Source organism: Crenobacter sp. CS_VA4 (assembly GCF_055597485.1).
In genome coordinates, this window is sequence record NZ_JBVMAE010000015.1 from 1 (window position 1) to 26,369 (window position 26,369).

The window sequence follows — 26,369 nt, forward strand, 5'->3', positions numbered from 1 at the left end:
GGGATGGTTAGTCACCCTGGTCAATTTTCAATGAGCAAACCCTCGGTTATCTGGTCAATTTTCAGTGAGCGCCAACAGTCAAGGGTAATTGAAGTGGATGGTTACGCTGAATCCGTTGAAATTGAGCAGTATACATTCTCACTAAACATGGTCTTGACTAGCATACTATTTTATATTGAGGCGTCCGCAATGTACCTCGGCAAATATAAAATTTCGGTAATTGAAGAACTTATTCCGCTACACGAAAGAGTGACAGATATGCTAGTTGAGTTTCAATTAGATTCAAGAACTCGGGTTTTACAGCCACTTAACAGACCATCTTAAAGTCAGCCTCAAGTGGACCAGCCGTTTGCTATGCTGTAAAAATAGCACAGCCCAATTCATCTTAGTCATCACTATGAAACTGAACTGGCAACCATTCAACTTTCAAAGTTTCAATGGGGCACTATCCAGGGCTTACTGTTTATACGTCTTTCATCATCCGAATGATGGAGACAAACCTTTCTATATTGGCAAGGCAAAGTTCTTTGGCCCCAAGCAAAAAGTGGGCTATCAAAACTCAGCCCGATACAATGCGGGCTATCAACATCTGCTTATTGGGCTACTTCGTTCCGGCTTCACCGTCTATATTGCAGAAATTGGAGAAGAAGAGTTTCAGTACGCCGAGGAGTATGAGCAAGAACTCATCGCCCAATGGAGACCTGTGTGCAAGCAGAGGACAAAGAAATCCCGCCGCGCAGTTGAAACAGTGAAGCCTTGGACGACAAGCTACCCATAATGAAAGTACAAGATCTTTTTCCTACAATCAACTAGTAGACCAAGGCAATCCTGATAGCGGTCCTAGTACCTTCCTATTTTAAGGCTAGAAATACTGCCGGACTGATAAGATACTGAACAGGCAAAGAGACCATGGAATCATGACCAATGTTCTCGGCGGAGATCATGATCGAGCGGCAAACAGGACATCAATAACGCACCTTGGATACAGAAGGTTGCTATTGCCGCTGATTTCTTGTGATTTTGCTGTCCTTACCTCGCTGACGGGCCTTCCTTTACGGCTGCCGGGAAGCTTTGTACAGGAAGATGGATGGTAACGTGGTAGTAAAAAAAGCCTCGCAAATGCGAGGCCTTTTTTCGACAAAAAACTAGGGGTTGCAAGAATATGTGTCGCTGATTGCAAAATTGTGTGTCGTTTTTGCAAGATTATCTGTCGCGCGACGAAAAATTTAATCAATCCCAGCTCAACGCCCCACCAGTCTGGTACTCAGTCACTCTCGTCTCAAAGAAATTCTTCTCTTTCTTCAAGTCGATCATCTCGCTCATCCACGGGAACGGGTTGGTCACGCCCGGGAACAGCTGCTCGAGGCCGATCTGCTGCATGCGGCGGTTGGCGATGAAGCGCAGGTATTCCTTGAACATGCTGGCGTTGAGGCCCAGCACGCCGCGCGGCATGGTGTCTTCGGCGTAGGCGTATTCCAGCTCGACGGCCTGTTGGAACAGGGCAGTCATCTCGTCCTTGAAGCTGTCGGTCCACAGTTGCGGGTTTTCCAGCTTCACGGTGTTGATCAGGTCGATACCGAAATTGCAGTGCATCGACTCGTCGCGCAGGATGTACTGGTACTGTTCGGCGGCGCCGGTCATCTTGTTCTGGCGGCCCAGCGCCAGGATCTGCACGAAGCCGACGTAGAAGAACAGACCTTCCATGATGCACGCGAACACGATCAGGCTCTTCAGCAGCTTCTGGTCGTTTTCGGTGGTACCGGTCTTGAATTCCGGGTCGGTCAGGGTGTCGATGAACGGGATCAGGAACTCGTCCTTGTCGCGGATCGACTTGATCTCGTGATAGGCGTTGAACACTTCGCTTTCGTCGAGGCCGAGCGATTCGACGATGTACTGGTAGGCGTGGGTGTGAATCGCTTCGTCAAACGCCTGGCGCAGCAGGAACTGGCGGCATTCCGGCGCGGTGATCTGGCGGTAGGTGCCGAGCACGATGTTGTTGGCGGCCAGACTGTCGGCGGTGACGAAGAAGCCCAGGTTGCGCTTCACCAGACGCATTTCGTCTTCGGACAGCTGGCCGGTTTTCCACTGTTCGATGTCGCGCTGCATGTTCACTTCTTGCGGCATCCAGTGGTTGGCGCACTGCGCCAGGTATTTTTCCCATGCCCATTTGTACTTGAACGGCACCAGCTGGTTGACGTCAGTCTGGCCGTTGATGACGCGCTTGTCGACGACGTTGACGCGAGCGGTACCGTGCTCGGTCATCGAGTTGGCGTGTGCGCTGCCACCGGCGACGATCGGGTCTTCGAAATTCAGCATGGGACGGAATCCTTTTCTTTATTCAGTGTGTTGTCAGTATCCCGGGCCGGCGAGTTCGGGGTGGCTATTAACCAGCAGCTCGGTTCTCACCGCCGAGGTGTCGGGCACGTGCCAGACACGATGTATATGGCCGAAGTCGCGCTTCTGTTCGTTGCGCAGCTGCAGCTCGGGCAGGTTCGACATGTCGACCCAGATATCGCCCAGATAAACGGTTTCGCCGGCGTTCACCTCGAACGGTGCGTCGATCCGGAAGTATCTGGCCCAGCGATAGGCCATGAAGCCGGTGTCGTCGGCCCACCACACCCAGACGCCGCCGATCTGGTAGCGCCCCGGCGCGAGCTTCAGCAGCACCAGCCGGCCCTCGACCGGCGACATCCCTTGTTCGCCGAACACGGTGTCGGTGGCGAACGAGGCGTAGGCGGTGCCGTGGCTGCCGTTGTCGAGACCATTCCAGTTGGCCTGCACCGTGGCGGTGTCCGGGACGAACGCCCGGCCGGTCAGCGACACGATGGCATAGGCCTGGCCCGGCGGTGGGGTCAGGCTGCCGTGCAACTGCGTGGCCGTCGTGGTGCAACCGGCCAACAGCAGGGCGGCGATCAGCAGCAGGGTGCGGCGCATAGCACTACTCCTTACCTGGGTCCGGTCGGGGCCGGCGCGGTGCGCCGGGCATCGAACCATCCCGAAACCGACCGGCTAGATCGGCTTGAGGATGGCAGCTTGGCCGAAGGACATTCGGCCAAGCTTGATAAGTGCTAAACGATACAGCTAGCCGGTATAGCAATCCCGAGAGCAAAACAAACAGCCGTTCGACCTCGGGAAGTGCCGTTTCGCCGATAGAACCGCCTCGTGACAGTCGGCAAACGATCCCAGGAAAACCCTGTGGGGCTCGTCGGGCAGGTAGCTACAACCGGATCGGTGGACTTCGTGATCACCGTTCGGCTGAGGTTGGGTATTCACGTAGTACGAAACCATTCCTTGCCTCGCTTTCTTATTAATGCGGCTCAGTTGGGGATTGCACTACTGCTATACACCTTGCTGCGGCTGTTTTGCTGATGTTTCGGGCGGAACTTGCCCTCTGCCGCCTAGGGCGGCAGAGGGCGTTTTGCATCGCTTGTTTTATTGGCAAGCTTCGCAATCCGGGTTGTCGATCGAGCAGAACTTCGCGTCGGTCGCCGGGGTGTTGTCGATTTCCGGTGCCGCTACCGGGGCCGACTGGTAGGCGGTGACGCCACCGGATACCGGTACCGCATTCAGCTCGCCGCCGCGGCCGGTGGACTTCTCGGCGCTGGTGGCCGCCAGGGTGCGGAGGTAGTAGGTGGTCTTCAGGCCGCGAACCCAGGCGTGCTTGTAGAGCTCGTCCAGTTTCTTGCCCGAGGCGCCGGCCATGTACAGGTTGAGCGACTGCGCCTGATCGAGCCATTTCTGACGACGCGAGGCGGCGTCGACCAGCCATTTCGCTTCGACTTCGAAGGCGGTGGCGTACAGGTCTTTCAGGTGCATCGGTACGCGGTCGATGCGGCCCAGGCTGCCGTCGAAGTACTTCAGGTCGGCGACCATCACTTCGTCCCACAGACCCAGCGCCTTCAGGTCACGCACCAGGTATTCGTTGGTGACGGTGAATTCGCCGGACAGGTTCGATTTGACGAACAGGTTCTGGTAGGTCGGCTCGATGCTGGCCGATACGCCGATGATGTTGGCGATGGTCGCAGTCGGGGCGATGGCCAGGCAGTTCGAGTTGCGCATGCCGTGGGTCTTGATGCGCTCGCGCAGGCTGTTCCAGTCCAGACGCTCGGTGCGATCCACGTCGAGGTAGCCGCCGCGTTCGGCCGCCAGCAGGTTGATGCTGTCGTGCGGCAGGATGCCGCGATCCCACAGCGAGCCCTTGTACGACGGGTAGCGGCCGCGTTCCTGCGCCATTTCGCTCGATGCCCAGTAGGCGTGATAGGCGACGATTTCCATCGACTCGTCGGCGAACTCGACCGCCGCGTCCGAGCCGTAGGCGATACGCAGGCTGTGCAGGCAGTCCTGGAAGCCCATGATGCCCATGCCGACCGGACGGTGCTTCAGGTTGGAGTTGCGCGCCTTCTTCACCGGGTAGAAGTTGATGTCGACCACGTTGTCGAGCATGCGCATCGCGGTGGTGATGGTGCGCTTGAGCTTGTCGCTGTCGAGCTTGCCGCCCTTCAGGTGGTTCACCAGGTTGACCGAACCCAGGTTGCACACGGCGATCTCGTCCTCGTTGGTGTTGAGGGTGATCTCGGTGCACAGGTTGGAGCTGTGAACGACGCCCATGTGCTGCTGCGGGCTGCGGATGTTGCACGGGTCTTTGAAGGTGACCCACGGGTGACCGGTTTCGAACAGCATGGTCAGGATCTTGCGCCACAGCGACAGAGCCGGGATCTTCTTGGCGACTTTCAGTTCGCCGCGGGCGGCTTTCGCTTCGTATTCGTTGTAACGCTTCTCGAAGGCCTGGCCGAACAGGTCGTGCAGGTCCGGGCACTCGGACGGGCTGAGCAACGTCCAGTCGGCGCCTTCCATCACGCGCTTCATGAACAGGTCCGGAATCCAGTTGGCGGTGTTCATGTCGTGGGTGCGGCGGCGGTCGTCGCCGGTGTTCTTACGCAGTTCGAGGAATTCCTCGATGTCGGCGTGCCAGGTTTCCAGGTAGGCGCACACCGCGCCCTTGCGCTTGCCGCCCTGGTTCACGGCGACGGCGGTGTCGTTGACCACCTTCAGGAACGGCACCACGCCCTGCGACTTGCCGTTGGTGCCCTTGATGTGCGAGCCCATCGCGCGCACCGGGGTCCAGTCGTTGCCCAGGCCGCCGGCAAACTTGGAGAGCAGGGCGTTTTCCTTGATGCCTTCGTAGATGCCGTCGAGGTCATCGGCGATGGTGGTCAGGTAGCACGACGACAGTTGCGAACGGCGGGTGCCCGAGTTGAACAGGGTCGGAGTCGACGACATGAAGTCGAAGGTCGACAGCACGTTGTAGAACTCGATCGCGCGCTCTTCGCGGTTCACTTCGTTCAGCGCCAGGCCCATCGCGACGCGCATGTAGAACGCCTGCGGCATCTCGATGCGGGTGCCATCCACGTGCAGGAAGTAGCGGTCGAACAGGGTCTGCAGGCCGAGGTAGCCGAACTGCTGGTCGCGGTCGGCGTTGAGCGCGGCGCCCAGTTTCTTCAGGTCGTATTCGGCCAGCTTCTCGTCGAGCAGCTCGGCGTCGATACCCTTCTTGATGAAGGTCGGGAAGTAGCTGACGTAGCGCTCGGCCATTTCTTCCTGGCTGACCGCTTCCCCGAGGATTTCCAGGCGGATGTTGTTCAACAGCAGGCGAGCGGTGACGTAGTTGTACGCCGGGTCTTTCTCGATCAGCGAACGGGCCGCCAGGATCGAGGACTTGTTCACTTCCTCTTCCGGCACACCGTCGTAGATGTTCTTCAGCGTTTCGCTGAGGATCGCGTCGGCGTCGGTCTCGGCCAGGCCCTTGCAGGCGGACTCGATGGTGGCGCGCAGACGGGCGATGTCCAGAGCCTGCTTCTTACCGTTCTTGCGGATCACGTTGATGGTGATCTGGTGCAGCGCTTCGCCGCGAGCGGCGCGCTCGCGGGTGCGGTCTTCACGGTACAGCACGTAGGCGCGTGCCACGTCGTGCTCGCCGAAACGCATCAGCGCCAGTTCCACCTGGTCCTGGATTTCTTCGATGTGGATCGCGCCGCCTTCCGGCTTGCGGCGCATCAGCGCCGACACCACGCTCTCGGTCAGGCTGGCGACCTTGTCACGGATGCTAGCCGAGGTCGCGCCCTGCGCACCGACCACGGCGAGGAACGCCTTGGTCATCGCAATCGAGATCTTGACCGGTTCGAACGGCACGACCGCGCCGTTGCGGCGGATGGTTTTGTACTGGCTGTAGTCGTCCTGCGGTGCGGCGGAACGACCCAGCTCGGCAGCAGTGTGCCCTTCAAAGGTGGTCAATTGCATAGTGGTTGGCCTCTGTTATTGCGAGTTCGGTTGATACGGCAGCGTGATGCGGCAGCACCCGGCGATCCGGGCAACCTGTCCTGCCCGACGGGGCTGTGGACAAGTCTGTTAAAAACTTGTGTGTGGATTGTGCGTAACCACAATATGTACTGTTTTAATCCAGCACGGCCGCAAATTCTAGTGTTCTGCGCGGGCGGCTACAAGTCTTGACACTCAACGAATATCGCGAAAGCCGCGCCCTTATTGGCTTTGCGGGGCAAAGAAAAAAGTTGGCCCGATTTGCGCAATTTTTCGCGACTAGGCTAGCGCCCTGATATGACAGGGTTTCGACGGTTGTGCGGATTTGCCACAAGATGTTGTGGCAACGGGCCTGTGGCGCGGTTACGACGCTTGCATGAAAACCGGCGACTTAACGACGAAAACGAGGCTGAGGCTGCTGACGGGGAGCGGGGGAGGGAAGAAGGTTGGCCGAAGCGCTGTTCGGCCAACCTGGAACGGCTTACGACGCCAGCCAGATGCAGCTGGCCATGCGGCCGGTGATACGGTCGCGGCGGTAGGAGAAGAAACGCTCGCGTTCGAGCACGGTGCAGTGCTCACCGCCGTAGACCTGCGTCACCCCGAGTGCGGCCAGGCGCTGGCGGGCGAGGGCGTAGATATCGGCCAGGTACTTGCCGTCGCCAATCGCTTCGAACGCCGCGTCGGCGCGAACATCGTGCGCCATGAACGCTGCGCGAACCTCTTCGCCGACCTCGAACGCGTCCGGGCCGATCGCCGGGCCGAGCCAGGCCATCAGTTCGAGCGGGGCGGCCTGCATCGCGGCAACCGTTGCCTCGATCACGCCATCGCACAGACCACGCCAACCGGCGTGTACGGCACCAACCACGCTGCCGGCGCGATCGGTCAGCAGCACCGGCAGGCAGTCGGCGGTCATGATTACGCACACGGTGCCGGCTTGGCGGCTGACGCTCGCGTCGGCCTTCGGCGCCGGTGTGCCGACGGTGGCAGCGTCGACCACGACGGTGCTGTGCACTTGGCTCAGCCACGCCGGCTCTGCCGGCACCCGTTCGGCCAACTTGGCACGGTTGGCGGTGACGGCCGCGTCGTCGTCGCCGACGTGCCGGCCGAGGTTCAGGCTGTCGAACGGCGGTTGGCTGACGCCGCCGGCGCGGGTGGTGATCAGCGTGCGCACATTGGCCGGCGCCGGCCAGCTGGCGGTGAGCCAGTCGGCCGGGTTGCTTGCTGCCAGCCCCAGCGCCTCGTCCATGCGCTTGACGCCGTCACCGGGCTTATTCGCGGACATAGTGCACCTCGACGTCGTAATCGTCGTCGTCCCACTCCTCGTCGCTCTCATCCTCGGCCCAGCTCGGGCGGGCGGTGGTGTGGCCGCTGGCCATACCGGATTCGTCGCGCAGTACGGAGAGCAGGTGACGGATGTCGTCCGGCAGCTTGCACTTCCAGCTCATTTCCTTGCCGGTCACCGGGTGGATCAGCGCCAGCGAGAAGGCGTGCAGCGCCTGGCGCTTCAGGCCCTTGACCAGTTCGGCGACGGTTTCGCTCATCGGGTGGCGCGGGTTGCCGTAGACGGGGTCGCCGGCCAGCGGGTGGCGCGCCTCCTTCATGTGCACGCGGATCTGGTGGGTGCGGCCGGTTTCCAGCTGGCACTCGATGTAGGAATGGCTGGTATAGCGCTCCAGCACGCGCATATGCGTCACCGCCGACTTGCCGCCGAACTTCACCACCGACATCTTCAGGCGATTGTGCGGGTCACGGCCGATGTTGGCGTCGATGCTACCGTCGTACGGCACGTTGCCGTCGGCGACCGCGCGGTAGATGCGCTTGACGGTGCGCGCCTGCAGCTGGCGCACCAGGTCGGCCTGCGCCTGCAGTGTCTTGGCGACCACCATCAGGCCACTGGTGTCCTTGTCGAGGCGATGCACGATGCCGGCGCGCGGCACCTGGACCAGCATCGGGTAGTGGTGCAACAGGCCGTTGAGCAGGGTGCCGGTCCAGTTGCCGGACGCCGGGTGCACGACCATGCCGGCCGGCTTGTTGACGACGATGATCGCGTCGTCCTCATAGACGACGTTGAGTTCCAGCGGCTCCGGCTGGTAGGCGAGTACCTCGTCGGACAGGGTCTCGGTGACGAGCAGACGCTCGCCGCCCAAGAGCTTGGTCTTGGGGAGGACGACCTCGCCGTCGACCAGGACTTGGCCGTCTTTGATCCAGGCCGTCAGGCGGCTGCGGGAGTAATCGGGTAACAGCTTGGCCAGCGCGGCGTCAAGGCGTTCACCGCCCAATTCGGACGGAACGACGAGTTCGCGCGGTGCGGATGTCTCATTTTCCGAGAGATCGTTATAATCGTCGGAATCTGCGTAAGGATCGGTCATGAAAAAAATCGTAGCAGCTATGTTGGTGACGGCGGCCCTCGCCGGATGTGCGTCCACGGAGCCGTACGACGAAACGCGCGGATGGACAGTGGAAAAACTGTACACCGAAGCAAAAGATGAGTTGAACAGTGGTAATTATACCCGTGCTGTCAAGCTCTATGAAACGCTGGAAGCACGCTACCCCTACGGGCGCTACGCTCAACAGTCTCAGATGGACCTGGCTTATACCCAGTACAAGGCCGGCGAACCGGAGCAAGCCATTGCCGCGGCCGATCGATTCATCAAGTTGCACCCGGCACACCCGAACCTCGACTACATGTACTACCTGAAGGGTCTGGTGTACTACAACGACGACTCGGGCCTGCTGTCGAAGTGGGCCGGTCAGGACATGAGCGAGCGCGACCCGAAGGCTTCGCGCGAGGCGTTCCTGGCGTTCCGCGAACTGACCTCCCGCTTCCCGGACAGCCAGTATTCGGCCGACGGCCGGGCCAAGATGGCCCGGCTGGTCGATGCGCTGGGCGGCTACGAAATGCACGTGGCGCGCTACTACATGAAGCGGTCCGCTTACCTTGCCGCCGCCAATCGCGCACAAGGTGTGGTGAAGGAGTACGCCAACACCAAGTACCCGGAAGAGGCACTGGCGATCATGGTAACCGCTTACGACAAGCTGGGCATGGACACGCTGCGCGACGACACCCGGCGCGTGCTGGCCATGAACTACCCGCAAAGCGCTTACCTGAAGGCGCCGTGGCAGGTCGAAGAAATGCCGTGGTGGAAGTTCTGGAAGTAAGCCTTCCGGCAAAACGAAAAACCCGACGCGCAATCGTCGGGTTTTTTCATTTTGACTTGCCAAGTTTTGTTTCACAGCACAGCCATCCGTCTTGATATGGCCCTATCGCCCTATGATGAGGCTACCAGCGAAGAACGCCTGCCACTTCGTAGTGGTTATGCTGTTTGAGCAAGTTTTCGTATTGTTTGTGCTCAGATAATTCATGCAGAGCGATGGCGCTCTAGTTGTAAACCGTTTCAATATATTTGAACACGTCCTGTCGGGCTTCTCCTCGAGTCGCGTTCCATTAATGAGGCATGCGCCCGTTCTTCAAATAGTTGTCAATCACTCAATCGCCCGCTAGCGGAGCCATCCCAGTCACATCGACAGCACTCATTCTGACGTCTTAAGAGCTACTCACAAAACTCTTCGGACGCTGTCGCTCTGCCTTGTCGTACTCCTGGTGCCATCTGCGGCAGCGCGACGAGCAGAATTGCTTCACCAGCTTTTGTTAGCGGTTCTAAGGCCAACAATCACCCCGCCAGTGTTCAAGAATCACCGTGCACTTTGATCAAGGCATACGTCACAAAGACTCCTTCGAGTTATGCGCCGAGGCTCTTTTCGATGTCCAGATCGGATTGCTTGGTTTTGACCTCGCCTGCTTTGAAGTAGTGAGCGTCATGCTTTCCGAGAACGTCATTTTTACCTACATAGGCTGTAATTGTCAGCTAATGAGGGTGCCAGGAATATCTGGGCAAGATCAGTGGCGAGACCGCGGCATTTCGAATGCGGCCATCGGGTCGAGCGGCCAGCGAAATCCATTGAACAACTCGAAGACAATGTCTATGTTAAGTTCATCACGATCAAATACGAAGCTGAACAAAGAATTCCTTTATAACCATACTCACCCGATCAATTAATATGACAAAATCTGCAATTATCGTGAAAGAAAATGATAATTGCAAACATCGATCATCGAAATTTCATAAGAAAAGTATCTTTAAAAAGTGGCTTAGTAGTGCCGCTGCATGAAAGCTCATATTGGACCAATGCATATTTCATCAGGTTCACCCCGACCGGGGGGCAGCCGAAGTAGGCGCCTCATTTTGGCTAACAAATTGGGACACAGCTTAAAGGCGATAAAGACAAGCACATGGGCTTGAATGGCATTCATGAGTGGGAGTTATCAGGAACATGAATAAGACCCTTACCATTGAGCGGCCACCGCACTACGTCACTTGGCTAGTTATTGCATATACAGCGAGCGGGCTCTGGTATTTGAGCTGGCGTATAACCACAGTTAATTGGAACGTTGCACTGATCTCTGTCCCGTTGTATGTCGCTGAGCTATTTGGCTTCGTGACCGGCTTAATGTGTGCCATGATGACCTATCGATTAAGCATTCGGAGTGCCCAACCTCCTATGCCTAACGCGATGGTCGATGTATTCATACCGACTTATAACGAATCTGTCGACTTGGTCCGTCGGACGCTCCTTGCCGCAAAGAACATGGATTATCCACATATTACATGGCTTTTAGACGATGGCAATCGCGAAGAAATGCGCACGCTAGCTACCGAGCTGGGTTGTTCATATCTAGCACGGAGTGAAAACACGAATGCGAAGGCTGGGAACTTAAACAACGCTCTACAATACAGCACAGGAGAGTTCATCGCCATCTTTGATGCGGACCATGCGCCTCGCAAAGACTTCTTATTGAAGACGCTGGGCTATTTCCACGACCACAAAGTGGCGTTCGTACAAACGCCGCAGGACTGTTATAACGTTGATTCGTTCAATCACCGATTGACAGGCACGAGATTTTGGAACGAGCAATCGCTGTTTTTCAAAGTTATCCAGCGAGGCAAGGATACTTGGAATGCAGCTTTCTTCTGCGGCAGCTGTGCATTAATACGCAGGTCTTCACTTGATGCTATCAATGGTTTTGCCACCGGGACGGTCACAGAGGATGTCCATACCTCCATAAAACTTCACAAGCAAGGATACCGCTCAGTGTATCATGCTGAATCCTTAGCTTACGGACTAGCCCCGCACAGCATAGAGCCCTTCCTCAAACAAAGAATACGTTGGGGCACAGGAGGCATGCAGGTATGGAGGCAGGAGCGCATTATATTCGCCCCGGGCCTATCGCTTGCGCAAAGAGTAAACTATTTGGCATCGATACTCATTTACTTCGAGGGATGGCAAAAGCTAATTTTTTTCCTAACCCCACCGGCTGTATTCTTCTTTGGCGTACTCCCTATCGTTGCACCGATGGGAAAATTCACCACTTTATTCTCATTATATTACCTTCTGTCTATAATTTTATACCTCGAATTAGGAAGAGGTTATGGGGCATTTTTCCTAAGCGAGCAGTATGCAATGGTGCGTTTTTTTGCGTTTATGTCGACGGCCGTAGGACTTTTTCGCAAGAAAATGGATTTCTCCGTGACCAGCAAAGATCTATCGCACACTGGGAAAGCTTGGCTTTGGCTTTCCCCGCCACTCTTCGTCGCACTACTTGCCGTAGTCAGCATCCCGGTAGGCCTGTTCCGGATGCGAAACGGCACCATCCCTGTAGGTGCGGGAATCGCAAATATTTTTTGGGCAGCCACTACGGTGGGAACTGCGGGAGTTCTTAGTTGGTTCAGTCGCCAACGCGCAAAAAATCAACGAAATGAATACCGTTTCCCGCTACACATTCCCATCATGCTGACACTGCGCGGCCAGTCTTATTTTGGGTTGACTTCCGACTTGTCATCGAACGGAGCGCTATATAAGGGCGAAGCTGTCCAAACTATATCGCCTGATGACAGAGTCTATGTGGAGATTCACCTTCCCGGCGTTGTTGTTCGAGGCAAGGCAGTTGTCACCTTTGTCAGCAGTGACGATTCACCGACACAGAAGAGCGGTAGCCTACTTGGCTTGCACTTTGAATGGAGCACTGCAGAGGAGAGCCACTCATTAGAAACGTTAGAAACGTTTCTTTTTGGCAGCAGCCTTCAGTTCGAGTTGGGGCAACTTAGAGAGTTTCATCCTCCTCCCTTGACACGGTTAATCGAGGCGCACCGGCAAGGCGTCGAACCACGAGCCTCTCAGCTGCGATGGGCACCCGGCTTACTGATCCGACGGAACGAGCCACAGGTGCCAGTAGCTATTGCTTACGCCCAAAGAGCTTCGGGTGATGCGCTATACATGGTTGTTAGTCATGTTGATCTCGGAAAAAATGCAGAGGGAATACTCAGGCAGAGGTTGTCTGGTGGTCACAATGAACAGCACATCAGCCTGAGCCCCAGCGGCAAGCTGGAAACCCCTACCGGGCAAATTCATCTTTACAGCATTGCTTCATCAACGACAAATGCATAGACATAGGAGGCAATAGGATGTGCAATAAAACGACCAATCAGTTGTTTTCTCATGGATTAGAAATTACGGTCACCGCTTGCGCACTGCTGTTCAACAACCCAGCAATTGCAGCTCAACCTTTGGTTTTTGCAGGCGCATCATTCGCTGAGCAAGGTGAGCGCTACGAATATTTAGGCCTGGCCTCGCTTTTTTTTTCAAGTCAACATCTGACGCAGCGACTTGTAATCAGTGACTACCACTATCGTTACAATTCAAATGGGACTACGGTCCAGGTTAAGAGCCAAGCGGTTGAAGCAGTGCTAGGGGTGCAAAGGACCTGGGAGACATGATGGGTTGAGTCTTCCATAGGCCTACATTATCGCGACAACAGGATGACAGGTGAGGCATGGGCAGGTCTCGAAGTAGTCAAACATGGCGACCCAGACTATAACGCCACCGAAGTGGGGCTTGTTCTCACAGGGATAAAGGTGGGTGTGCACTTGCTTTAGGATTTAGTAGCAGAGTTAATAAGACAAACGGTCAACCCCGATCGTTTACGGCGGGATGGAACTAAGCAAAGTTTTGTCTTTTTAGTCCATCATAATGTATAAATCACGTCCAAAACCTGGGCGAAGAACCGGATTACAATAAAAATAAGTCACTAGACTGTCTTGCTTAGGCGTGCCGGCGGCCATGACCTCAAGTACTTCTGTTCAATGAAATTTTCATCAGCAGCAGGGCATAAATCATACCAGCGACGCATTTTATCATGGAAACTTGATTCGATAGAGCTATGGTTACCCAGCTGAATCAGCTTATTCTACTCATACTCGATTACACTTCTTTTGGTTCATTTCAAGTTATTTGTTATCGCCAATGCCATTTTGCTACCCCACAAGGAAGAAAATCATGAAACTCGTGGGATAGTGTTTTCTTTTCGGAGCGGTGGCAACACTAGTGCCTCAGCCTTGCTGGGGCAGCATCCGCACCAGTTACTCGAATGGCTGGACATAATCCATGTGCAGTAGCAATTGGCTGGAAAACCTTATGAGCATAATTAATCGATACGCAAACTTGCTCCGTACAGCTGCGGGTTGTCTAGTCGCTGGAGCACTACTTGAGCGACTGCTTGATAAACTCAATTCGTTGAGGATAGGGGTGTTTGTTTTTTTTGGTTCAGTGGTGACCAGTAGACGGGTTCGCAGTCTTTGCATTGCCGTTCTTATTGGAGGAGGCCTCCCAGCGGCATTGGCATATCCTACAGATTCTACATGGCCTTTGTGGGAGCGCTACGCCAGCGAAGCAGTGGCAGCAGATGGTCGGGTCATCGAGTGGGCACAGGAAGCACGTACTACGTCGGAAGGCCAAGCATATGGCCTGTTTTTTTCACTCGTAGCGAACGACAGACGCCGATTTGAAAGCATATTGCAATGGATGCAAGCGCACCTTTGGGCTGACCGTTCACTGCCACCGGTATGGCTTTGGGGCCACAAGAAAGATGGTAGCTGGGGGGTGATTGACGCGAACTCTGCTGCTGACGCTAACCTCTGGATGGCCTATTCCTTGCTCGAAGCGGCACGTCTATGGGATGAGCCTCGATATCAGGAACTTGGCAAGCTGCTACTTGCTACTATTAAATCCCATGAAATAGTAAAATTAAAAAATGGTAGCTTCTTGCATATTTCGGGAAGGAATGGATTCCGCCTTGAAGACCATGCTTATCTCTTGAATCCGAGCTACGCTCCAGTTCAGCTGTTGAGGCGTTTTTCTCTGAGCGAACCAGAAGGCCCTTGGCAATCCATCGCCATCAATCAAATCAACCTTCTCGTTGCCTGCTCTCCCGTTGGATTTGCACCAGACTGGTGCAAATTTGATGAAATAACAGGATATTCTTTTGAGTCTACAAAAGGCCCCACTGGGGGATATGATGCAATAAGAACATATCTCTGGGTGGGGATGCTGAACCAAGAAGACCCTGCATATCGGCAACTCATGGTGTCGCTTGCGGGAATGTCCACATCGGCAGCAAGCAGAGGCTACGTGCCACACTACGTCAATGTTAAATCAGGGGAAGCTTTTGGTTACGCGCCGATTGGCTTCTCGGCAGCGATTTTTCCGTTCCTAGTCTCTGAAGGCAATATTCAACTAGCTTCGAAGGTATTGTCGCATGTGCAACGGGAAATAGAGGAAAGCAACGAGTGGTCCACACTGACATACTATGATAAAAACTTGGCGCTATTTGGGTTTGGCTGGGCAGAACATCGATATAAGTTTGATATTAATGGGTGCCTCGTAATGCCCCGAAGTTAGTTGTCCAGCCACCCGGGACTGGACAGTTTCCCCACTAACAAAACCTCGTAGTACCGCTATTTCACAAGCCTGTTTGGCGCGCCTCCAATAGGATCACCACATGGCGCCTAGTAGTATCTTGTGCGTGATGAAAACGCTATTTTTTGAACAGTACGGACAGGCCAAGTTGATACTGCTGGGTTGTTGAGCGGGAGAGCATGTCTGGTTTGCCGGCCTCGGCACATTGCGTAGCCGGTTTGAACAAGGGCAGGGTACGAATCACGCTGCATGCCAGCTGGCTTACTGAGTGATTGGCCTATGGTGGGACGAATTTGTCTCGGACCCCAGCGCGCACTGGGAGGTGTTGAGCCTTCCGCGCCCAGGAGTGCGCGGGGCTCGATCTTGACGACCCGGCCTTCCTGATCGTGGTGCACCACCGTGATTCGGCTCTGCTGGCAGGCAGTGACGTCGGCCGATGGCGTGCAGAAATCGCCGGCCAGTGTCTCTAACGATACGCTCGGGACTTGGATGCGTCGCTCCTTGCCGCTGAAACGGTAGCAGTTGATGCGCGCCCAAACGATCAAGGCGCCGCCCGTTACCATCACCACCAGCGTGTACAGCATCAGCAGTTTGATCAGGCTGTACCAGCCCTCGCGCAGCACCATCTCATCGTAGAACAGCCGAAAGCCGAAATACCAGCCCACCAGACTGATCAGCGGCATCCACAAGTACACCCAGAACAGCCAGAGCAGGGTGGTCAGCGATATCGACACCAATCGCTGCAGGAAGGTCTGTTGCTGCCCGGCGTCGATGATCAGATTGTCGGGGGAAACGCTCATGCTCTGACCCCCCCGGTCTGGGCTTACCCAACGGGCGCGCTTGCCACGGCGATGTGCAATCGCTCGAGGCAGAGCCACCGTGGTGGTGCCGACATTGATCAGCCAGTAGACCAGCGGATACCAGATCATCCAGAAGTAGTTACGACCAAGGCCGCGATCGTAGTGGCCATCCAGCCATTTGCTGATACCGAACTGCAACAGACAGGTGGTGCCCAGCACAATGCCGTTCCAGCCCGGCAACAGCGGCGAAGCAAAGCGTAGCCAGTAGTCCCATGGCACAAACAGACCGACCAGCCAGATCGCAATCAACGCTGCCATCAGATAAGCCCAAGCCACGCTCAGAAAGTACTCTGCGTACACCGGCCACATGCGACGGCTTTTCCAGTGCAGAACGATACCAATATTGCGCAGTAGCACTTGAGAGCCTCCCGTCGCCCAGCGCAGCCGCTGCTTCCAGAACCCCTTTAGCGTTTCCGGCATCAGGATCCAGACCAGGGCCTTGGGTTCGAAGCGCACGTCCCAGTGTCTAAGCTGCATCTTCCAGCTGATGTCGATATCCTCGGTCAAGACATCGTCGCTCCAGTAGCCGATCTGGTGCAGCGCAGTCTTGCGAAACGCAGCGATCACCCCAGAGACGGTAAACAAGCGGCCATAGGTGCGCTGGGCGCGCTTGATCATGCCGATGATCGAGGTGAACTCGCCTACCTGCAGTCGGCCGAGTAGTGTCGTGCGGTTGCGCACCCGCGGGTTACCGGTGACCGCGCCGACACGCGGGCTGCCAACGAAATGTCGCATCAGCCACTTGGCCGAATGGCGGTCGAGTAGCGCGTCACCGTCGATGCACAGCAGGTGCTCGTGACGGGCCAGCAAGCAACCGGAGTTTAACGCCACCGCCTTGCCCTGATTGCTGGCCAAGTGCACCACGCGAAGGCCATGGTGAATGCCGGCCAGTTCGTCGAGAATGGCGCCGGTACGGTCTTTGCTGCCATCGTTGATGGCGATGACCTCGAACTCGGGGTAGTCGAGCGCCAGGGCGAAGTGGATGGTTTCGTAGACGTTATCTTCTTCGTTGTAGCAAGGTACCAGCACGCTGATCGGCGGGTAGTCGAGGTCGGGAGGCTGGTCTAGTGGCGCGTCCTTGCGCTCGTAGTGGAAATAGTAATGCAACGCCCCGACCATCCACAGATAGGCCATGAACAGTGGATAGTAAAAAGCATAGGCCAGCAATAGCGCCCACAGCCACTGCAGTGGGTTGCCGCTAAGGGTTTCGAAAATGGCTAACATGGCGGTCAACGCTCCGGCTCGCTTTTCATCGAGAACACGCGCCTAAAGCTCGCCAAGGCAGGGTCGTCATGAAAAAGGTCATCTGGACCGTAGGCGATGTTTCGAGCCCCCCAGGTGTGTAGGTCGATCACGCGTTTGGTCATCGTATCGTTCGGCAGCGGGGCATTGTTGCGGCTATCGCGACTCGGCAGCTCGAACACGACTTTATCCAGCGCGCCAGGGCGGTTTGCCACCTTGTTGAACAGTGTCTGCATATCGCTCTCGACGCCGCGCGGCAATGCCGTTATTACAATGTAATCATAGTTACTCAACGACTTGTCGAATGACTGCGATAACCACGATTGGGACTCGGGATGCAATACCACGTCCGGGTTGAGGGTGCGCGCGACGATCAGCGCGGGCTGATAACGTCGTACCACTTTCGCCAACTCCAGGCTTAAGGCATTGAGTTGCTCGGTCTTGCCTTCGCTCCAGCGCTCCAGCAGGTGGGGGTCTTTGCGAATTTCCTCCAGGCTGCCGGGCAAGCCCCAGGCTTGGTAGGCGTGCAGCGCATCCGGGCTAGCATCCTCCTGATCGTTGAGCGGACCCTCGTCCTGCATCAATAGCCCATTAAAGCGGGACGAGCGCCCCAGGTCTTCGTAAATATCCTTCAATACCGTCTGGGCAGCTGGCGAGTAGGGCGACAAGCGGTTGGCCGGGTCGACATTGGCACTGGCGGGCACTCGGAAGGATAACAGTGGCAGCCAGGCGTACACTCGCGCACCGGTACGGGTCTGCAACTGCCAGGCCACTCGGTTGAACAGGTCGGCCCGAACGTGCATGTGGCGGTTCGGAAAATAGAGCTCCTGAGCACTGCCGGTGTTGGCCGGGTCGGAATAGGCTTGGAGGTAAACCACGCTGGGGCCCATTGCCTGCACTCGGTCGAGCAGCTTGCCGAGGTTGGTATTGAACACCTCCGGGTCAGGGTCGTAGATGCTGTCGATGCTGACCCGCATTATCCGGCTCGGCGACAGCGGCACGCCATTCGGGGCGCTCTCTTGTGATTTGAAAATGTACGCCAGGTCGTTGAGTGTCAGGCTGGCGTCGATCAAGACCCGGCGCAGGCTAGACAGCGGAGTGCTCGGCAGATTGGTGCCGTCGTCGAGGGTCAGCGTGATCGGCATGCCTAGTGAGGTGGTGATGTCCGTCAGCTCCTGGGTGTAGCTGCCGTAAGGCCACACCATCACCCTGGGCGACTTGCCGGTTTTCCGCTTGAGCAACGCGGAGTTGCGGACAAAGTCGGCGCGGACACGCGCCAGCATCTGGTCGCGACTCTCATAACGGCCGGTTTTCAAGTCATAGCGCTGGGTGCTGGCCGCCGGTTCCTCATTGCCCTGAGGGTTGGCAATCTGGCCATAGTGCAGGTCGTAGGTATGGTTGGCGATTTCAACCAGGCCACTGTTCTGCATTTCACGAATCTGCTCCCAGCTCTGGAAGTTATCACGAGGTACTTTCTTGCCGCCAAAATTGACTTCGCTACCCGGCGGAGCATCGAGCCAGCTGCCGACCAGCCCGATCACGGCGGGTGCCTTGAAGAGCCTCAGGATCGGGAACACATGGGTATAGGCGCTCTCGTAGCCGTCGTCGAATGACAGCAGCACCGGCTTGTCCGGCAAGGGGCGGCTGCCGGCGCGATCGGCCAGGATGTCGTCGATGCTGACGAAGTGATAGCCGCGGCCACGTAACCATTCCAGTTGCTTGACCAGACCGTTAGTGTCGACGGCGTATGGGTCGTCGATGGGGGCGTACTGAACTACCTCGTGGTAGCAAAGAATGATCAGGCGCGAGTCGGCCGCCGCCTGGACTGGCTGGGTTAGTGCGAGCATGGCCAACAGCAAGACGCCAATCAGTTTGTTGAGCAATGGATGACGTGTCATGGTCAGAGGCGCCAGTCGAGATTCATGTAGATGCGGTTGCCCGTATCGCTGTCACCATCATACGGATGGCTGTTGCGGGCAAAGCCGTAACGCAGCGCGGCACGCGAAGCCCAGGCCCACTCCTGCTCGTAGAACGCCAGCCAGGAGGTGCCGCTGCCGAAACCCTGCTGATTGTAGCTACCAAGGTAGAGGCCGAGCCGGTGGTGCAGGGTGGCATTGCTGTTTCTCCAGAGCAGCCAGTCCTGCAGTGCCGTTAGACCCAGTTCGTGGTCACTTTGCGGATTGAAATATTGGGCTGTGGGGATATCGCGGTTCTGACTGGCGTAGACAGACAGAATGGTGTCGAGCCGGTAGGTCGGCCCGGCATACCAGCGCTCGGTCCAGGTGGCGCCGATCACATTCCGGCGGTTGCCATCACTCATGCCGATGGTGTTGGCGGTGGCGTTGAACTGGCGGGTGTCGTCGACGCGATAGCCCAGCTCCGCCCCCGTATTACGGCCGTGTACGTCGGTGAGTCGCCCCTTGATCGGGATCGCGTCGGTGTCTTCCTCGTGGCGCAGACCGGCGCTCAAATGGTCGTCCGGCGTCCAGGCGCCGGCAACGAAACCGCCGACTCGGCCGCTACCATCGGTGGCCGTGGTCAGCGCCGCCTCGCCGGTCAGCTTGGCCGAACGGTATTCGACGCCGGCACCGGCCGTGTCGCGACGGGCGTCCGGGGCGTCGTCGAACGAGGCGCGGCTGTCGTAGGCGCGGGCGAAAATCCGCCAGTTGTAGTCGATCGGTGAGCTATAGAGCCGGGTTTCGACGTTCCATTCGTTGGACTGGCCGGCGCCGCGTCCGCCACTCAGATCCTTGCCCGAGTCGATTACCAGCTCCGGACGGTTCTGCCAGTACCACTCCTGGTCGAGCTTCTGCGTGCTCTTGCGGTCCGGTGCGGCGGCGTTGGCTGCCGCGACCGATCTCTCGGCGGCGGCGAACTGATAGCTGTTGATCTGGGCGCTGGCGAGGCCGATCTTGGCGTCGCTGTAGTCGGGCTCGTCGACCAGCACCCGGGTATAGATGCCGACTGCCTCCCGCGGCGCGCCGCGCAACAGGGCCAGTGCACCGTGATTGCTGCGCAACTCGGCGTTATAGGGCGCTTCGTCGAGCATGCCGTCGAGCTTTTGCTGAGCCAATTGGGTGCGGTTGTTATAGGCCTGTAGCATCGCATCGGCCTGCATTACCCGGCCATAGTCCGGGTTGTAGCGATTCTGCTTGCTCGGGGCGTCATAGCGCACCCGGGGCGTATCCGCCTTGATCTGCTCCATCGCCTTTTCGGCGTTGTCGGCCTGGCCGGCGTCCTCGTAGGCGTTGACCAGGCCGAGCAGCCAGTCGAGCGGGGTGTCTTTGACCGGGGTGTTGGCCAGGGCGTGCTGATAGAGGTCGATCGCTCGTTTGGGCTGGTCGTTGCTGAGATAGGCGTCGGCGACGGCCGCCTCGGCGTACGGGGGCAGTGCCTCGCTGCGATGCTCTTCATAGAGCTGGACGGCCTCGCGCGAGCGGTTGCGCTGTTGCAGCAGCACCAAGCGGTCGGCCAGCGCAATCAGCTGCTGGCGACTGGCGTCGGCGGGCAACTGGCTGCTGATCGTGCTGTTGGCCGCCAGCGCCTGGTCGATCAGTTTGTAGTGGGCATCACCCTGTTCGGAGCGCTCTTCGGCCTCGCCCCAGCGGCTCGCATGGGCGATCCGGTCGAGCTCGACCTGATTGCTCAAGTCCTGGTCGGTGAGGCGACTTTGTTTCAGTGACAGGCTCGCGCTTTGCGGGGCGCCGAGGCGCAGCAGCAACTCGGTGTAGCTGCGCTCCAGGTCAGGGTCATTGGGGTAACGTTCACGACAGGCTTGCAGGTAGCGCAAGGCACCGGTCAGGTCCGGTGAGTGGGCAAGGGTGTAGGCACGGGCACGAACCAGCTCGAGCGCTTCCTTCGGAGTGCCGGTCTTCGCGGCGTCGAGCGTGGTCAGGGCGGCTTTGCTGTCGCCGCTATCGGACAGGGCCAGAGCGAGGCCGGCGCTTCGGTCGGCGGAGGGCGACTTGGCAAGGGCTTGGCGGTAGAGGGCGATGGCGTAGGCGTAATCGCGCTTGTCGCGCGCGCTGCGGCCCAGTAGGGCCAAGGCGTCCGGATTCAGGGCCGCCGGGTCGATCGCTCGGGATTTCTGCAATGCCTCGTCCTGACGTCCGGCCCAGACCAGCAGTGTCAGGTAATCGTCGAGCAACTGACCGGTCAATGACGCCTTGCGTTGCTCGGCCTCCAGCATGTCGAGTGCCGCCTGGGGCTGGCCGCTGCGAGCAGCCTGGATGGCGTTGCCGTAGGCTGTTTGCTTCCAGAGAGGGGGTTCTGCCTGTGCATAAACACCGAGTGTGACAAGTAGTCCGGCTGCAAGTCCGTAATGTAATGGACTGGACATTGGTTGGATCGCCCCTTGTTATATCTAGTAACAGCAAGTGTTTAATATTATTTAATATTTATATGACAAGCCAGCGATAAACGACAAATGCATTTCGAGAGACAGCTGAATGCCAAACGACTACTACAGTGCTTAATAGTCTTTTGGGCCGAACGAGGAAAATGAAAAGCATGCCTGATGGCTAAGAAGGGAAGTCGCCGGCCAAGGTGGGCCGGCGAAGGGGTCAGATCGCTTGTTCGTTGATTTCACCGGTGCGAATGCGCACCACTTGCTCCACCGGAGTCACGAAAATCTTGCCGTCGCCGATCTTGCCGGTGCGGGCGGTGGCGACGATGGTGTCGATCGCGCGATCGACCAGGTCGTCCGGCAGGATCACCTCGATCTTCACCTTGGGCAGGAAATCCACCACGTACTCGGCGCCGCGGTACAGCTCGGTATGCCCCTTCTGGCGGCCGAAGCCCTTGACCTCGGTGACGGTGAGGCCGTTGATGCCGATGTCAGATAACGCTTCGCGCACTTCGTCGAGTTTGAACGGCTTGATGATGGCTTCGACTTTCTTCATGTAAAACGACTCCTGCAGCTGATGATTTAGAATGGCGACATGATTTTAGCTGGCAACGCGTGAGGCGGGCGAGGCTTAGTCGTGGCGGGGGGTTTTGGGTTATCATATACAGCTTCCCTGCCACACACCTGTCGCGAGTGACGCATGTCCCAGGTACTCAAGCTGAGGGGCGGTCGTGCCCTTTCCCAGTTCCGCCTCGATAAACTGCTCGAATTGGCCAAGGCCGCCGGTTTGCCCGAGCTTTCCCTCCACACCGAATACTGGCATTTTGCCGAAAGCAGTGCCGAACTTGACGCCGCCGCCGTCAATGCCCTGACCCGTCTTTTGACGTCCGGGGGCGAAGCGCCGGCGAGCCAGGCGGCGCCAAACGGCGAAGCCGAACTCTTCCTGGTAGTGCCGCGCCTGGGCACCGTATCGCCCTGGGCGTCGAAGGCTACCGATATCGCCCATCGCTGCGGTCTGAACCAGATCCGACGGATCGAGCGCGGCACCGCGTTCTGGGTGAAGTCCGCACAGGCACTGACCGAAGAGGCTCGCACGACGTTGGCGAGCCTTTTGCATGATCGCATGACCGAGACCGTGCTAGGCGATTTCGACGGTGCCGACCAGCTGTTCAGCCACATCGCCCCGCAACCGCATGCCAGCGTCGACATCCTCGACGGCGGCCGTGCCGCGCTCGAGTCGGCCAACCAGTCGCTGGGTCTGGCGCTGTCCGACGACGAGATCGATTATCTGGTCGACAGCTTCACCCGTATGGGCCGCAATCCGAGCGACGTCGAGCTGATGATGTTCGCCCAGGCCAACTCCGAACACTGCCGTCACAAGATCTTCAACGCCCAGTTCATCATCGACGGCGAACAGAAGGACAAGACGCTGTTCGGCATGATCCGCGACACCCACAAGGCCAATCCGCAAGGCACTTTGGTGGCGTACAAGGACAACGCCTCGGTGATCGAGGGCGGCCTCATCGACCGCTTCTACCCGGATTCGCAGACGCACAGCTACGGCTTCAACCGCGAGTCGACCCACATCGTGATGAAGGTCGAGACGCACAACCACCCGACCGCGATTGCCCCGTTCGCCGGCGCCGCCACCGGTGCGGGCGGCGAGATCCGCGACGAAGGCGCGACCGGTCGCGGCGCCCGTCCGAAGGCTGGCCTGACCGGCTTCTCGGTGTCGAACCTGAACATCCCGGGCTTCACCCAGCCGTGGGAGCCGTACCGTGCCGACCAGCCGGAATACGGCCGGCCGGGCCGCATCGCCTCGCCGCTGCAGATCATGATCGAGGGCCCGATCGGCGGCGCCGCGTTCAACAACGAATTCGGTCGCCCGAACCTGACCGGCTACTTCCGCACCTTCGAGCAGGAAGTCGACGGCGAGATGCGCGGCTATCACAAGCCGATCATGCTGGCCGGCGGTGTCGGCAACATCCAGCAGCAGCAGATCGAGAAGCACGAGATCCCGGAAGGCGCGCTACTGATCCAGCTGGGCGGCCCGGGTCTGCTGATCGGCCTCGGTGGCGGGGCGGCGTCCAGCATGGACACCGGCGCCAACACCGAAAGCCTCGACTTCGACTCGGTGCAGCGTGGCAACCCGGAGATCGAACGCCGGGCGCAGGAAGTAATCGACCGCTGCTGGCAGCTGGGTGACAAGAACCCGATCGTGTCGATCCACGACGTCGGCGCCGGCGGCCTGTCGAACGCCCTGCCGGAACTGGTGAACGACTCCGGTCGTGGCGCGATCTTCGAATTGCGCAAGGTGCCGCTCGAAGAGCACGGCATGAGCCCGATGCAGATCTGGTGTAACGAGGCGCAGGAGCGCTACGTGCTGGCGATCCTGCCGGATTCCCTCGAGCGCTTCAGCGCGCTGTGCGAACGCGAGTGCTGCCCGTTCGCGGTGATCGGCACCGCCACCAACGACGGCCACTTGCAGGTACGCGACGATGTGTTCGACGCCAGCCCGGTCGATATGTCGCTCGACGTACTGCTCGGCAAGCCGCCGCGGATGGTGCGCGACGTCACCTCGCAGGAGCCGGAGTTCCGCGTGTTCGACGCCTCGCGCTTCGAGCTGCGCGAAACGGCCTACCGCGTGCTGCGCCTGCCGGTCGTGGCAAGCAAGCAGTTCCTGATCACCATCGGCGACCGTTCCGTCGGTGGCCTGACCTACCGCGACCAGATGGTCGGCCCATGGCAGGTGCCGGTCGCCGATGCGGCAATCACCATGATGGGCTTCGACAGCGTTCGCGGCGAAGCGATGGCGATGGGCGAGAAGGCCCCGACCGCGCTGTACTCGGCCGCTGCATCGGGCCGCATGGCGGTGGGCGAGGCGTTGACCAATGTCGCCTCGGCGTTCATCGGCGACCTCGGCAATGTCAAGCTGTCGGCCAACTGGATGGCCGCTGCCGGCTATCCAGGCGAGGACGCCAAGCTGTTCCAGACCGTCGAGGCGGTGTCGCTGCTGTCGCAGGAAATCGGCGTCAGCATCCCGGTGGGCAAGGACTCGCTGTCGATGAAGACGGTGTGGCAGGACAACGGTGAGCAGAAAGCCGTTACCTCGCCGCTGTCGCTGGTGGTGTCGGCCTTCGCGCCGGTGGAAGACGTGCGCAAGTCGGTGACCCCGGAGTTGAAGGGCGACAAGGACACCGACCTGATCCTGATCGACCTGGGTTACGGCCGCTGCCGTCTGGGCGGCTCGGCGTTCGGCCAGGTGTGGAACTACCCGCACGGCCGCGCCACCGACGTGGAAAGCCCGCAGCAGCTGGTGACCTTCTTCAACACCGTTCAGTCCCTGCTGCGCGACGACATGCTGCTCGCCTACCACGACCGTTCGGAGGGTGGTCTGTTTACGACGTTGGCCGAAATGATGTTCGCCGGTCACGTCGGTGTCAGCATCGACCTGCAGGAGCTGGTGATCGAGCGCCAGAACGCCCAGCGCATCAACGACGACTTCGTGCAGCCGGGTTCCGAACAGGCGACCCACGGCCGCATCATGCGCGTGCTGTTCAACGAGGAGCTGGGTGCGGTACTGCAGGTGAAGAAGGCGGACACCGCCGAGGTGATCGCCCGCTTCATGAGCGCCGGCATCGGCCGCGAGCTGTTCGTGCTGGGCAAGATCAACAGCAAGGACCGCCTGGTGATCACGCACCGTGGTCAGGAGCTGTTCAGCGAGTCGCGTACCGACCTGCAGCGCGCCTGGACCGAGACCAGCTACCAGATCCAGCGCCTGCGCGACAATCCGGCCTGCGCCGACAGCGAATTCGCCTTGCAGTCCGACCCGAAGACTCCGGGCCTGTCCGCTAATCTGAGCTTCGACGTCAACACCGACCCGGCCGCGCCGTTCATCGCGACCGGCAAGCGTCCGCGTGTGGCGGTACTGCGCGAACAGGGCGTGAACGGTCAGGTCGAGATGGCCGCCGCGTTCACCCGCGCCGGCTTCGAGGCGGTCGACGTGCACATGAGCGACATCATCAGCGGTCGCCGCTCGCTCGAGGAGTTTGCCGGTCTCGCCGCCTGCGGCGGCTTCAGCTACGGCGACGTGCTGGGCGCCGGCGAGGGCTGGGCAAAGAGCATCCTGTTCAACGCCCGCGCCCGCGACCAGTTCGAAGGCTTCTTCAAGCGTAGCGACACCTTCGCGCTCGGCGTGTGCAACGGCTGCCAGATGATGTCGAACCTGGCCGAGATCATCCCGGGAGCCGAGTACTGGCCGCGTTTCCATCGCAACCAGTCCGAGCAGTTCGAGGCGCGCTTCAATATGGTGCGCGTGGCCGAATCGCCGTCGATCTTCCTGGCCGACATGGCCGGCAGCGAGCTGCCGGTGGTGGTCAGCCACGGCGAAGGCCGCGCGGTGTTCGCACCGGGCGCGATCAACAAGGTGACCACGGCGCTGTCCTACATCGACGGCAACGGTCACCCGACCGAGACCTACCCGCTCAACCCGAACGGCTCGCCGCAAGGCATCACCGGCGTCACCACGCCGGACGGTCGCTTCACCATTATGATGCCGCACCCGGAACGGGTGTTCCGCGCCATGCAGAACAGCTGGCACCCGGACGACTGGCAGGAGCTGGGCGGCTGGTACCGCATGTTCGCCAGCGCCCGCAAGTGGGTTGGCTAAGCAGCCCAGACTGGCAGCAAACAAAACGGAAGCCCGCGGGCTTCCGTTTTTTTGTGTCCGGAGAGTGCCAAGGTTGGCCGAACAGGGGGGTCGACCAACGTCTGATTCAAGTTAGGCGTCAGGATGG

Annotated in this window: 17 protein-coding genes; 8 read left to right on the forward strand and 9 right to left on the reverse strand. The window is 58.6% G+C overall.

Annotated elements, in window-relative coordinates; translation table 11 throughout:
* The coding region (locus ACZ2IA_RS14720; RefSeq protein ID WP_470293343.1) for a hypothetical protein at positions 1 to 324 on the forward strand (324 nt) is incomplete at its 5' end.
* A 73-nt stretch (positions 325 to 397) separates the two neighbouring features.
* Complete coding sequence (locus ACZ2IA_RS14725; protein WP_470293344.1) at positions 398 to 778, forward strand: hypothetical protein; 381 nt, start codon at positions 398 to 400, stop codon at positions 776 to 778.
* A gap of 452 nt (positions 779 to 1,230) precedes the next feature.
* On the opposite strand, the gene ACZ2IA_RS14730 is transcribed toward ACZ2IA_RS14725, so the two are convergent.
* The 5 genes from ACZ2IA_RS14730 to rluD form a co-directional block, all read right to left on the reverse strand.
* Positions 1,231 to 2,316, reverse strand: coding sequence for a ribonucleotide-diphosphate reductase subunit beta (locus tag ACZ2IA_RS14730; RefSeq protein ID WP_470293345.1), 1,086 nt, complete (start codon positions 2,314 to 2,316; stop codon positions 1,231 to 1,233).
* A 33-nt stretch (positions 2,317 to 2,349) separates the two neighbouring features.
* Positions 2,350 to 2,934 (reverse strand): hypothetical protein, encoded by a 585-nt coding sequence (locus ACZ2IA_RS14735; protein ID WP_470293346.1) that lies wholly within the window; start codon positions 2,932 to 2,934, stop codon positions 2,350 to 2,352.
* Positions 2,935 to 3,432: 498 nt separating this feature from the next.
* On the reverse strand, positions 3,433 to 6,297 hold the full coding sequence (locus tag ACZ2IA_RS14740; RefSeq protein WP_470293347.1) for a ribonucleoside-diphosphate reductase subunit alpha: 2,865 nt from the start codon (positions 6,295 to 6,297) through the stop codon (positions 3,433 to 3,435).
* A 499-nt stretch (positions 6,298 to 6,796) separates the two neighbouring features.
* On the reverse strand, positions 6,797 to 7,597 hold the full coding sequence (pgeF, locus tag ACZ2IA_RS14745; protein ID WP_470293348.1) for a peptidoglycan editing factor PgeF: 801 nt from the start codon (positions 7,595 to 7,597) through the stop codon (positions 6,797 to 6,799).
* Positions 7,584 to 8,684, reverse strand: a complete 1,101-nt coding sequence (rluD, locus tag ACZ2IA_RS14750) for a 23S rRNA pseudouridine(1911/1915/1917) synthase RluD (RefSeq protein WP_470293349.1) — start codon at positions 8,682 to 8,684, stop codon at positions 7,584 to 7,586. The genes pgeF and rluD overlap by 14 nt, the downstream gene beginning before the upstream one ends.
* Here rluD and ACZ2IA_RS14755 point away from each other — a divergent pair.
* The 5 genes from ACZ2IA_RS14755 to bcsZ all read left to right on the forward strand — a co-directional run bounded on the left by ACZ2IA_RS14755 (position 8,683) and on the right by bcsZ (position 15,108).
* Complete coding sequence (locus ACZ2IA_RS14755; protein WP_470293350.1) at positions 8,683 to 9,474, forward strand: outer membrane protein assembly factor BamD; 792 nt, start codon at positions 8,683 to 8,685, stop codon at positions 9,472 to 9,474. The genes rluD and ACZ2IA_RS14755 overlap by 2 nt on opposite strands.
* Before the next feature lie 1,173 nt (positions 9,475 to 10,647).
* Positions 10,648 to 12,819, forward strand: a complete 2,172-nt coding sequence (locus tag ACZ2IA_RS14760) for a glycosyltransferase (protein WP_470293351.1) — start codon at positions 10,648 to 10,650, stop codon at positions 12,817 to 12,819.
* 17 nt (positions 12,820 to 12,836) lie between these two features.
* Positions 12,837 to 13,148 (forward strand): cellulose biosynthesis protein BcsS, encoded by a 312-nt coding sequence (gene bcsS, locus ACZ2IA_RS14765; RefSeq protein WP_470293352.1) that lies wholly within the window; start codon positions 12,837 to 12,839, stop codon positions 13,146 to 13,148.
* Positions 13,149 to 13,190: 42 nt separating this feature from the next.
* Positions 13,191 to 13,307: a cellulose biosynthesis protein BcsS gene (gene bcsS, locus ACZ2IA_RS14770; protein ID WP_470293353.1), complete on the forward strand. Its 117-nt coding sequence runs from the start codon at positions 13,191 to 13,193 to the stop codon at positions 13,305 to 13,307.
* A gap of 538 nt (positions 13,308 to 13,845) precedes the next feature.
* The gene (bcsZ, locus tag ACZ2IA_RS14775; RefSeq protein ID WP_470293354.1) at positions 13,846 to 15,108 is read left to right on the forward strand and encodes a cellulose synthase complex periplasmic endoglucanase BcsZ; all 1,263 of its coding nucleotides are present in this window, start codon (positions 13,846 to 13,848) and stop codon (positions 15,106 to 15,108) included.
* Between the two features lie 107 nt (positions 15,109 to 15,215).
* On the opposite strand, the gene pgaC is transcribed toward bcsZ, so the two are convergent.
* The 4 genes from pgaC to ACZ2IA_RS14795 all read right to left on the reverse strand — a co-directional run bounded on the left by pgaC (position 15,216) and on the right by ACZ2IA_RS14795 (position 22,129).
* On the reverse strand, positions 15,216 to 17,210 hold the full coding sequence (pgaC, locus tag ACZ2IA_RS14780; protein ID WP_470293355.1) for a poly-beta-1,6-N-acetyl-D-glucosamine synthase: 1,995 nt from the start codon (positions 17,208 to 17,210) through the stop codon (positions 15,216 to 15,218).
* 5 nt (positions 17,211 to 17,215) lie between these two features.
* On the reverse strand, positions 17,216 to 19,126 hold the full coding sequence (gene pgaB / locus ACZ2IA_RS14785) for a poly-beta-1,6-N-acetyl-D-glucosamine N-deacetylase PgaB (protein ID WP_470293356.1): 1,911 nt from the start codon (positions 19,124 to 19,126) through the stop codon (positions 17,216 to 17,218).
* A 2-nt stretch (positions 19,127 to 19,128) separates the two neighbouring features.
* Complete coding sequence (gene pgaA / locus ACZ2IA_RS14790; RefSeq protein WP_470293357.1) at positions 19,129 to 21,567, reverse strand: poly-beta-1,6 N-acetyl-D-glucosamine export porin PgaA; 2,439 nt, start codon at positions 21,565 to 21,567, stop codon at positions 19,129 to 19,131.
* Between the two features lie 223 nt (positions 21,568 to 21,790).
* Complete coding sequence (locus ACZ2IA_RS14795) at positions 21,791 to 22,129, reverse strand: P-II family nitrogen regulator (RefSeq protein ID WP_470293358.1); 339 nt, start codon at positions 22,127 to 22,129, stop codon at positions 21,791 to 21,793.
* A 144-nt stretch (positions 22,130 to 22,273) separates the two neighbouring features.
* Here ACZ2IA_RS14795 and purL point away from each other — a divergent pair, with 144 nt between their 5' ends.
* Positions 22,274 to 26,242: a phosphoribosylformylglycinamidine synthase gene (purL, locus tag ACZ2IA_RS14800; RefSeq protein WP_470293359.1), complete on the forward strand. Its 3,969-nt coding sequence runs from the start codon at positions 22,274 to 22,276 to the stop codon at positions 26,240 to 26,242.
* Positions 26,243 to 26,369 lie beyond the last annotated feature (127 nt).

Bases quoted from the DNA above. Each gene is read 5' to 3' on its own strand.
- pgaB (WP_470293356.1), bottom strand. From the start codon at position 19,126: ATGACACGTCATCCATTGCTCAACAAACTGATTGGCGTCTTGCTGTTG.
- pgeF (WP_470293348.1), bottom strand. From the start codon at position 7,597: ATGTCCGCGAATAAGCCCGGTGACGGCGTCAAGCGCATGGACGAGGCG.
- bcsZ (WP_470293354.1), top strand. From the start codon at position 13,846: ATGAGCATAATTAATCGATACGCAAACTTGCTCCGTACAGCTGCGGGT.
- ACZ2IA_RS14725 (WP_470293344.1), top strand. From the start codon at position 398: ATGAAACTGAACTGGCAACCATTCAACTTTCAAAGTTTCAATGGGGCA.
- ACZ2IA_RS14760 (WP_470293351.1), top strand. From the start codon at position 10,648: ATGAATAAGACCCTTACCATTGAGCGGCCACCGCACTACGTCACTTGG.
- pgaC (WP_470293355.1), bottom strand. From the start codon at position 17,210: ATGTTAGCCATTTTCGAAACCCTTAGCGGCAACCCACTGCAGTGGCTG.
- pgaA (WP_470293357.1), bottom strand. From the start codon at position 21,567: ATGTCCAGTCCATTACATTACGGACTTGCAGCCGGACTACTTGTCACA.
- bcsS (WP_470293352.1), top strand. From the start codon at position 12,837: ATGTGCAATAAAACGACCAATCAGTTGTTTTCTCATGGATTAGAAATT.
- ACZ2IA_RS14735 (WP_470293346.1), bottom strand. From the start codon at position 2,934: ATGCGCCGCACCCTGCTGCTGATCGCCGCCCTGCTGTTGGCCGGTTGC.
- purL (WP_470293359.1), top strand. From the start codon at position 22,274: ATGTCCCAGGTACTCAAGCTGAGGGGCGGTCGTGCCCTTTCCCAGTTC.
- rluD (WP_470293349.1), bottom strand. From the start codon at position 8,684: ATGACCGATCCTTACGCAGATTCCGACGATTATAACGATCTCTCGGAA.
- ACZ2IA_RS14795 (WP_470293358.1), bottom strand. From the start codon at position 22,129: ATGAAGAAAGTCGAAGCCATCATCAAGCCGTTCAAACTCGACGAAGTG.
- ACZ2IA_RS14730 (WP_470293345.1), bottom strand. From the start codon at position 2,316: ATGCTGAATTTCGAAGACCCGATCGTCGCCGGTGGCAGCGCACACGCC.
- ACZ2IA_RS14740 (WP_470293347.1), bottom strand. From the start codon at position 6,297: ATGCAATTGACCACCTTTGAAGGGCACACTGCTGCCGAGCTGGGTCGT.
- ACZ2IA_RS14755 (WP_470293350.1), top strand. From the start codon at position 8,683: ATGAAAAAAATCGTAGCAGCTATGTTGGTGACGGCGGCCCTCGCCGGA.
- bcsS (WP_470293353.1), top strand. From the start codon at position 13,191: ATGACAGGTGAGGCATGGGCAGGTCTCGAAGTAGTCAAACATGGCGAC.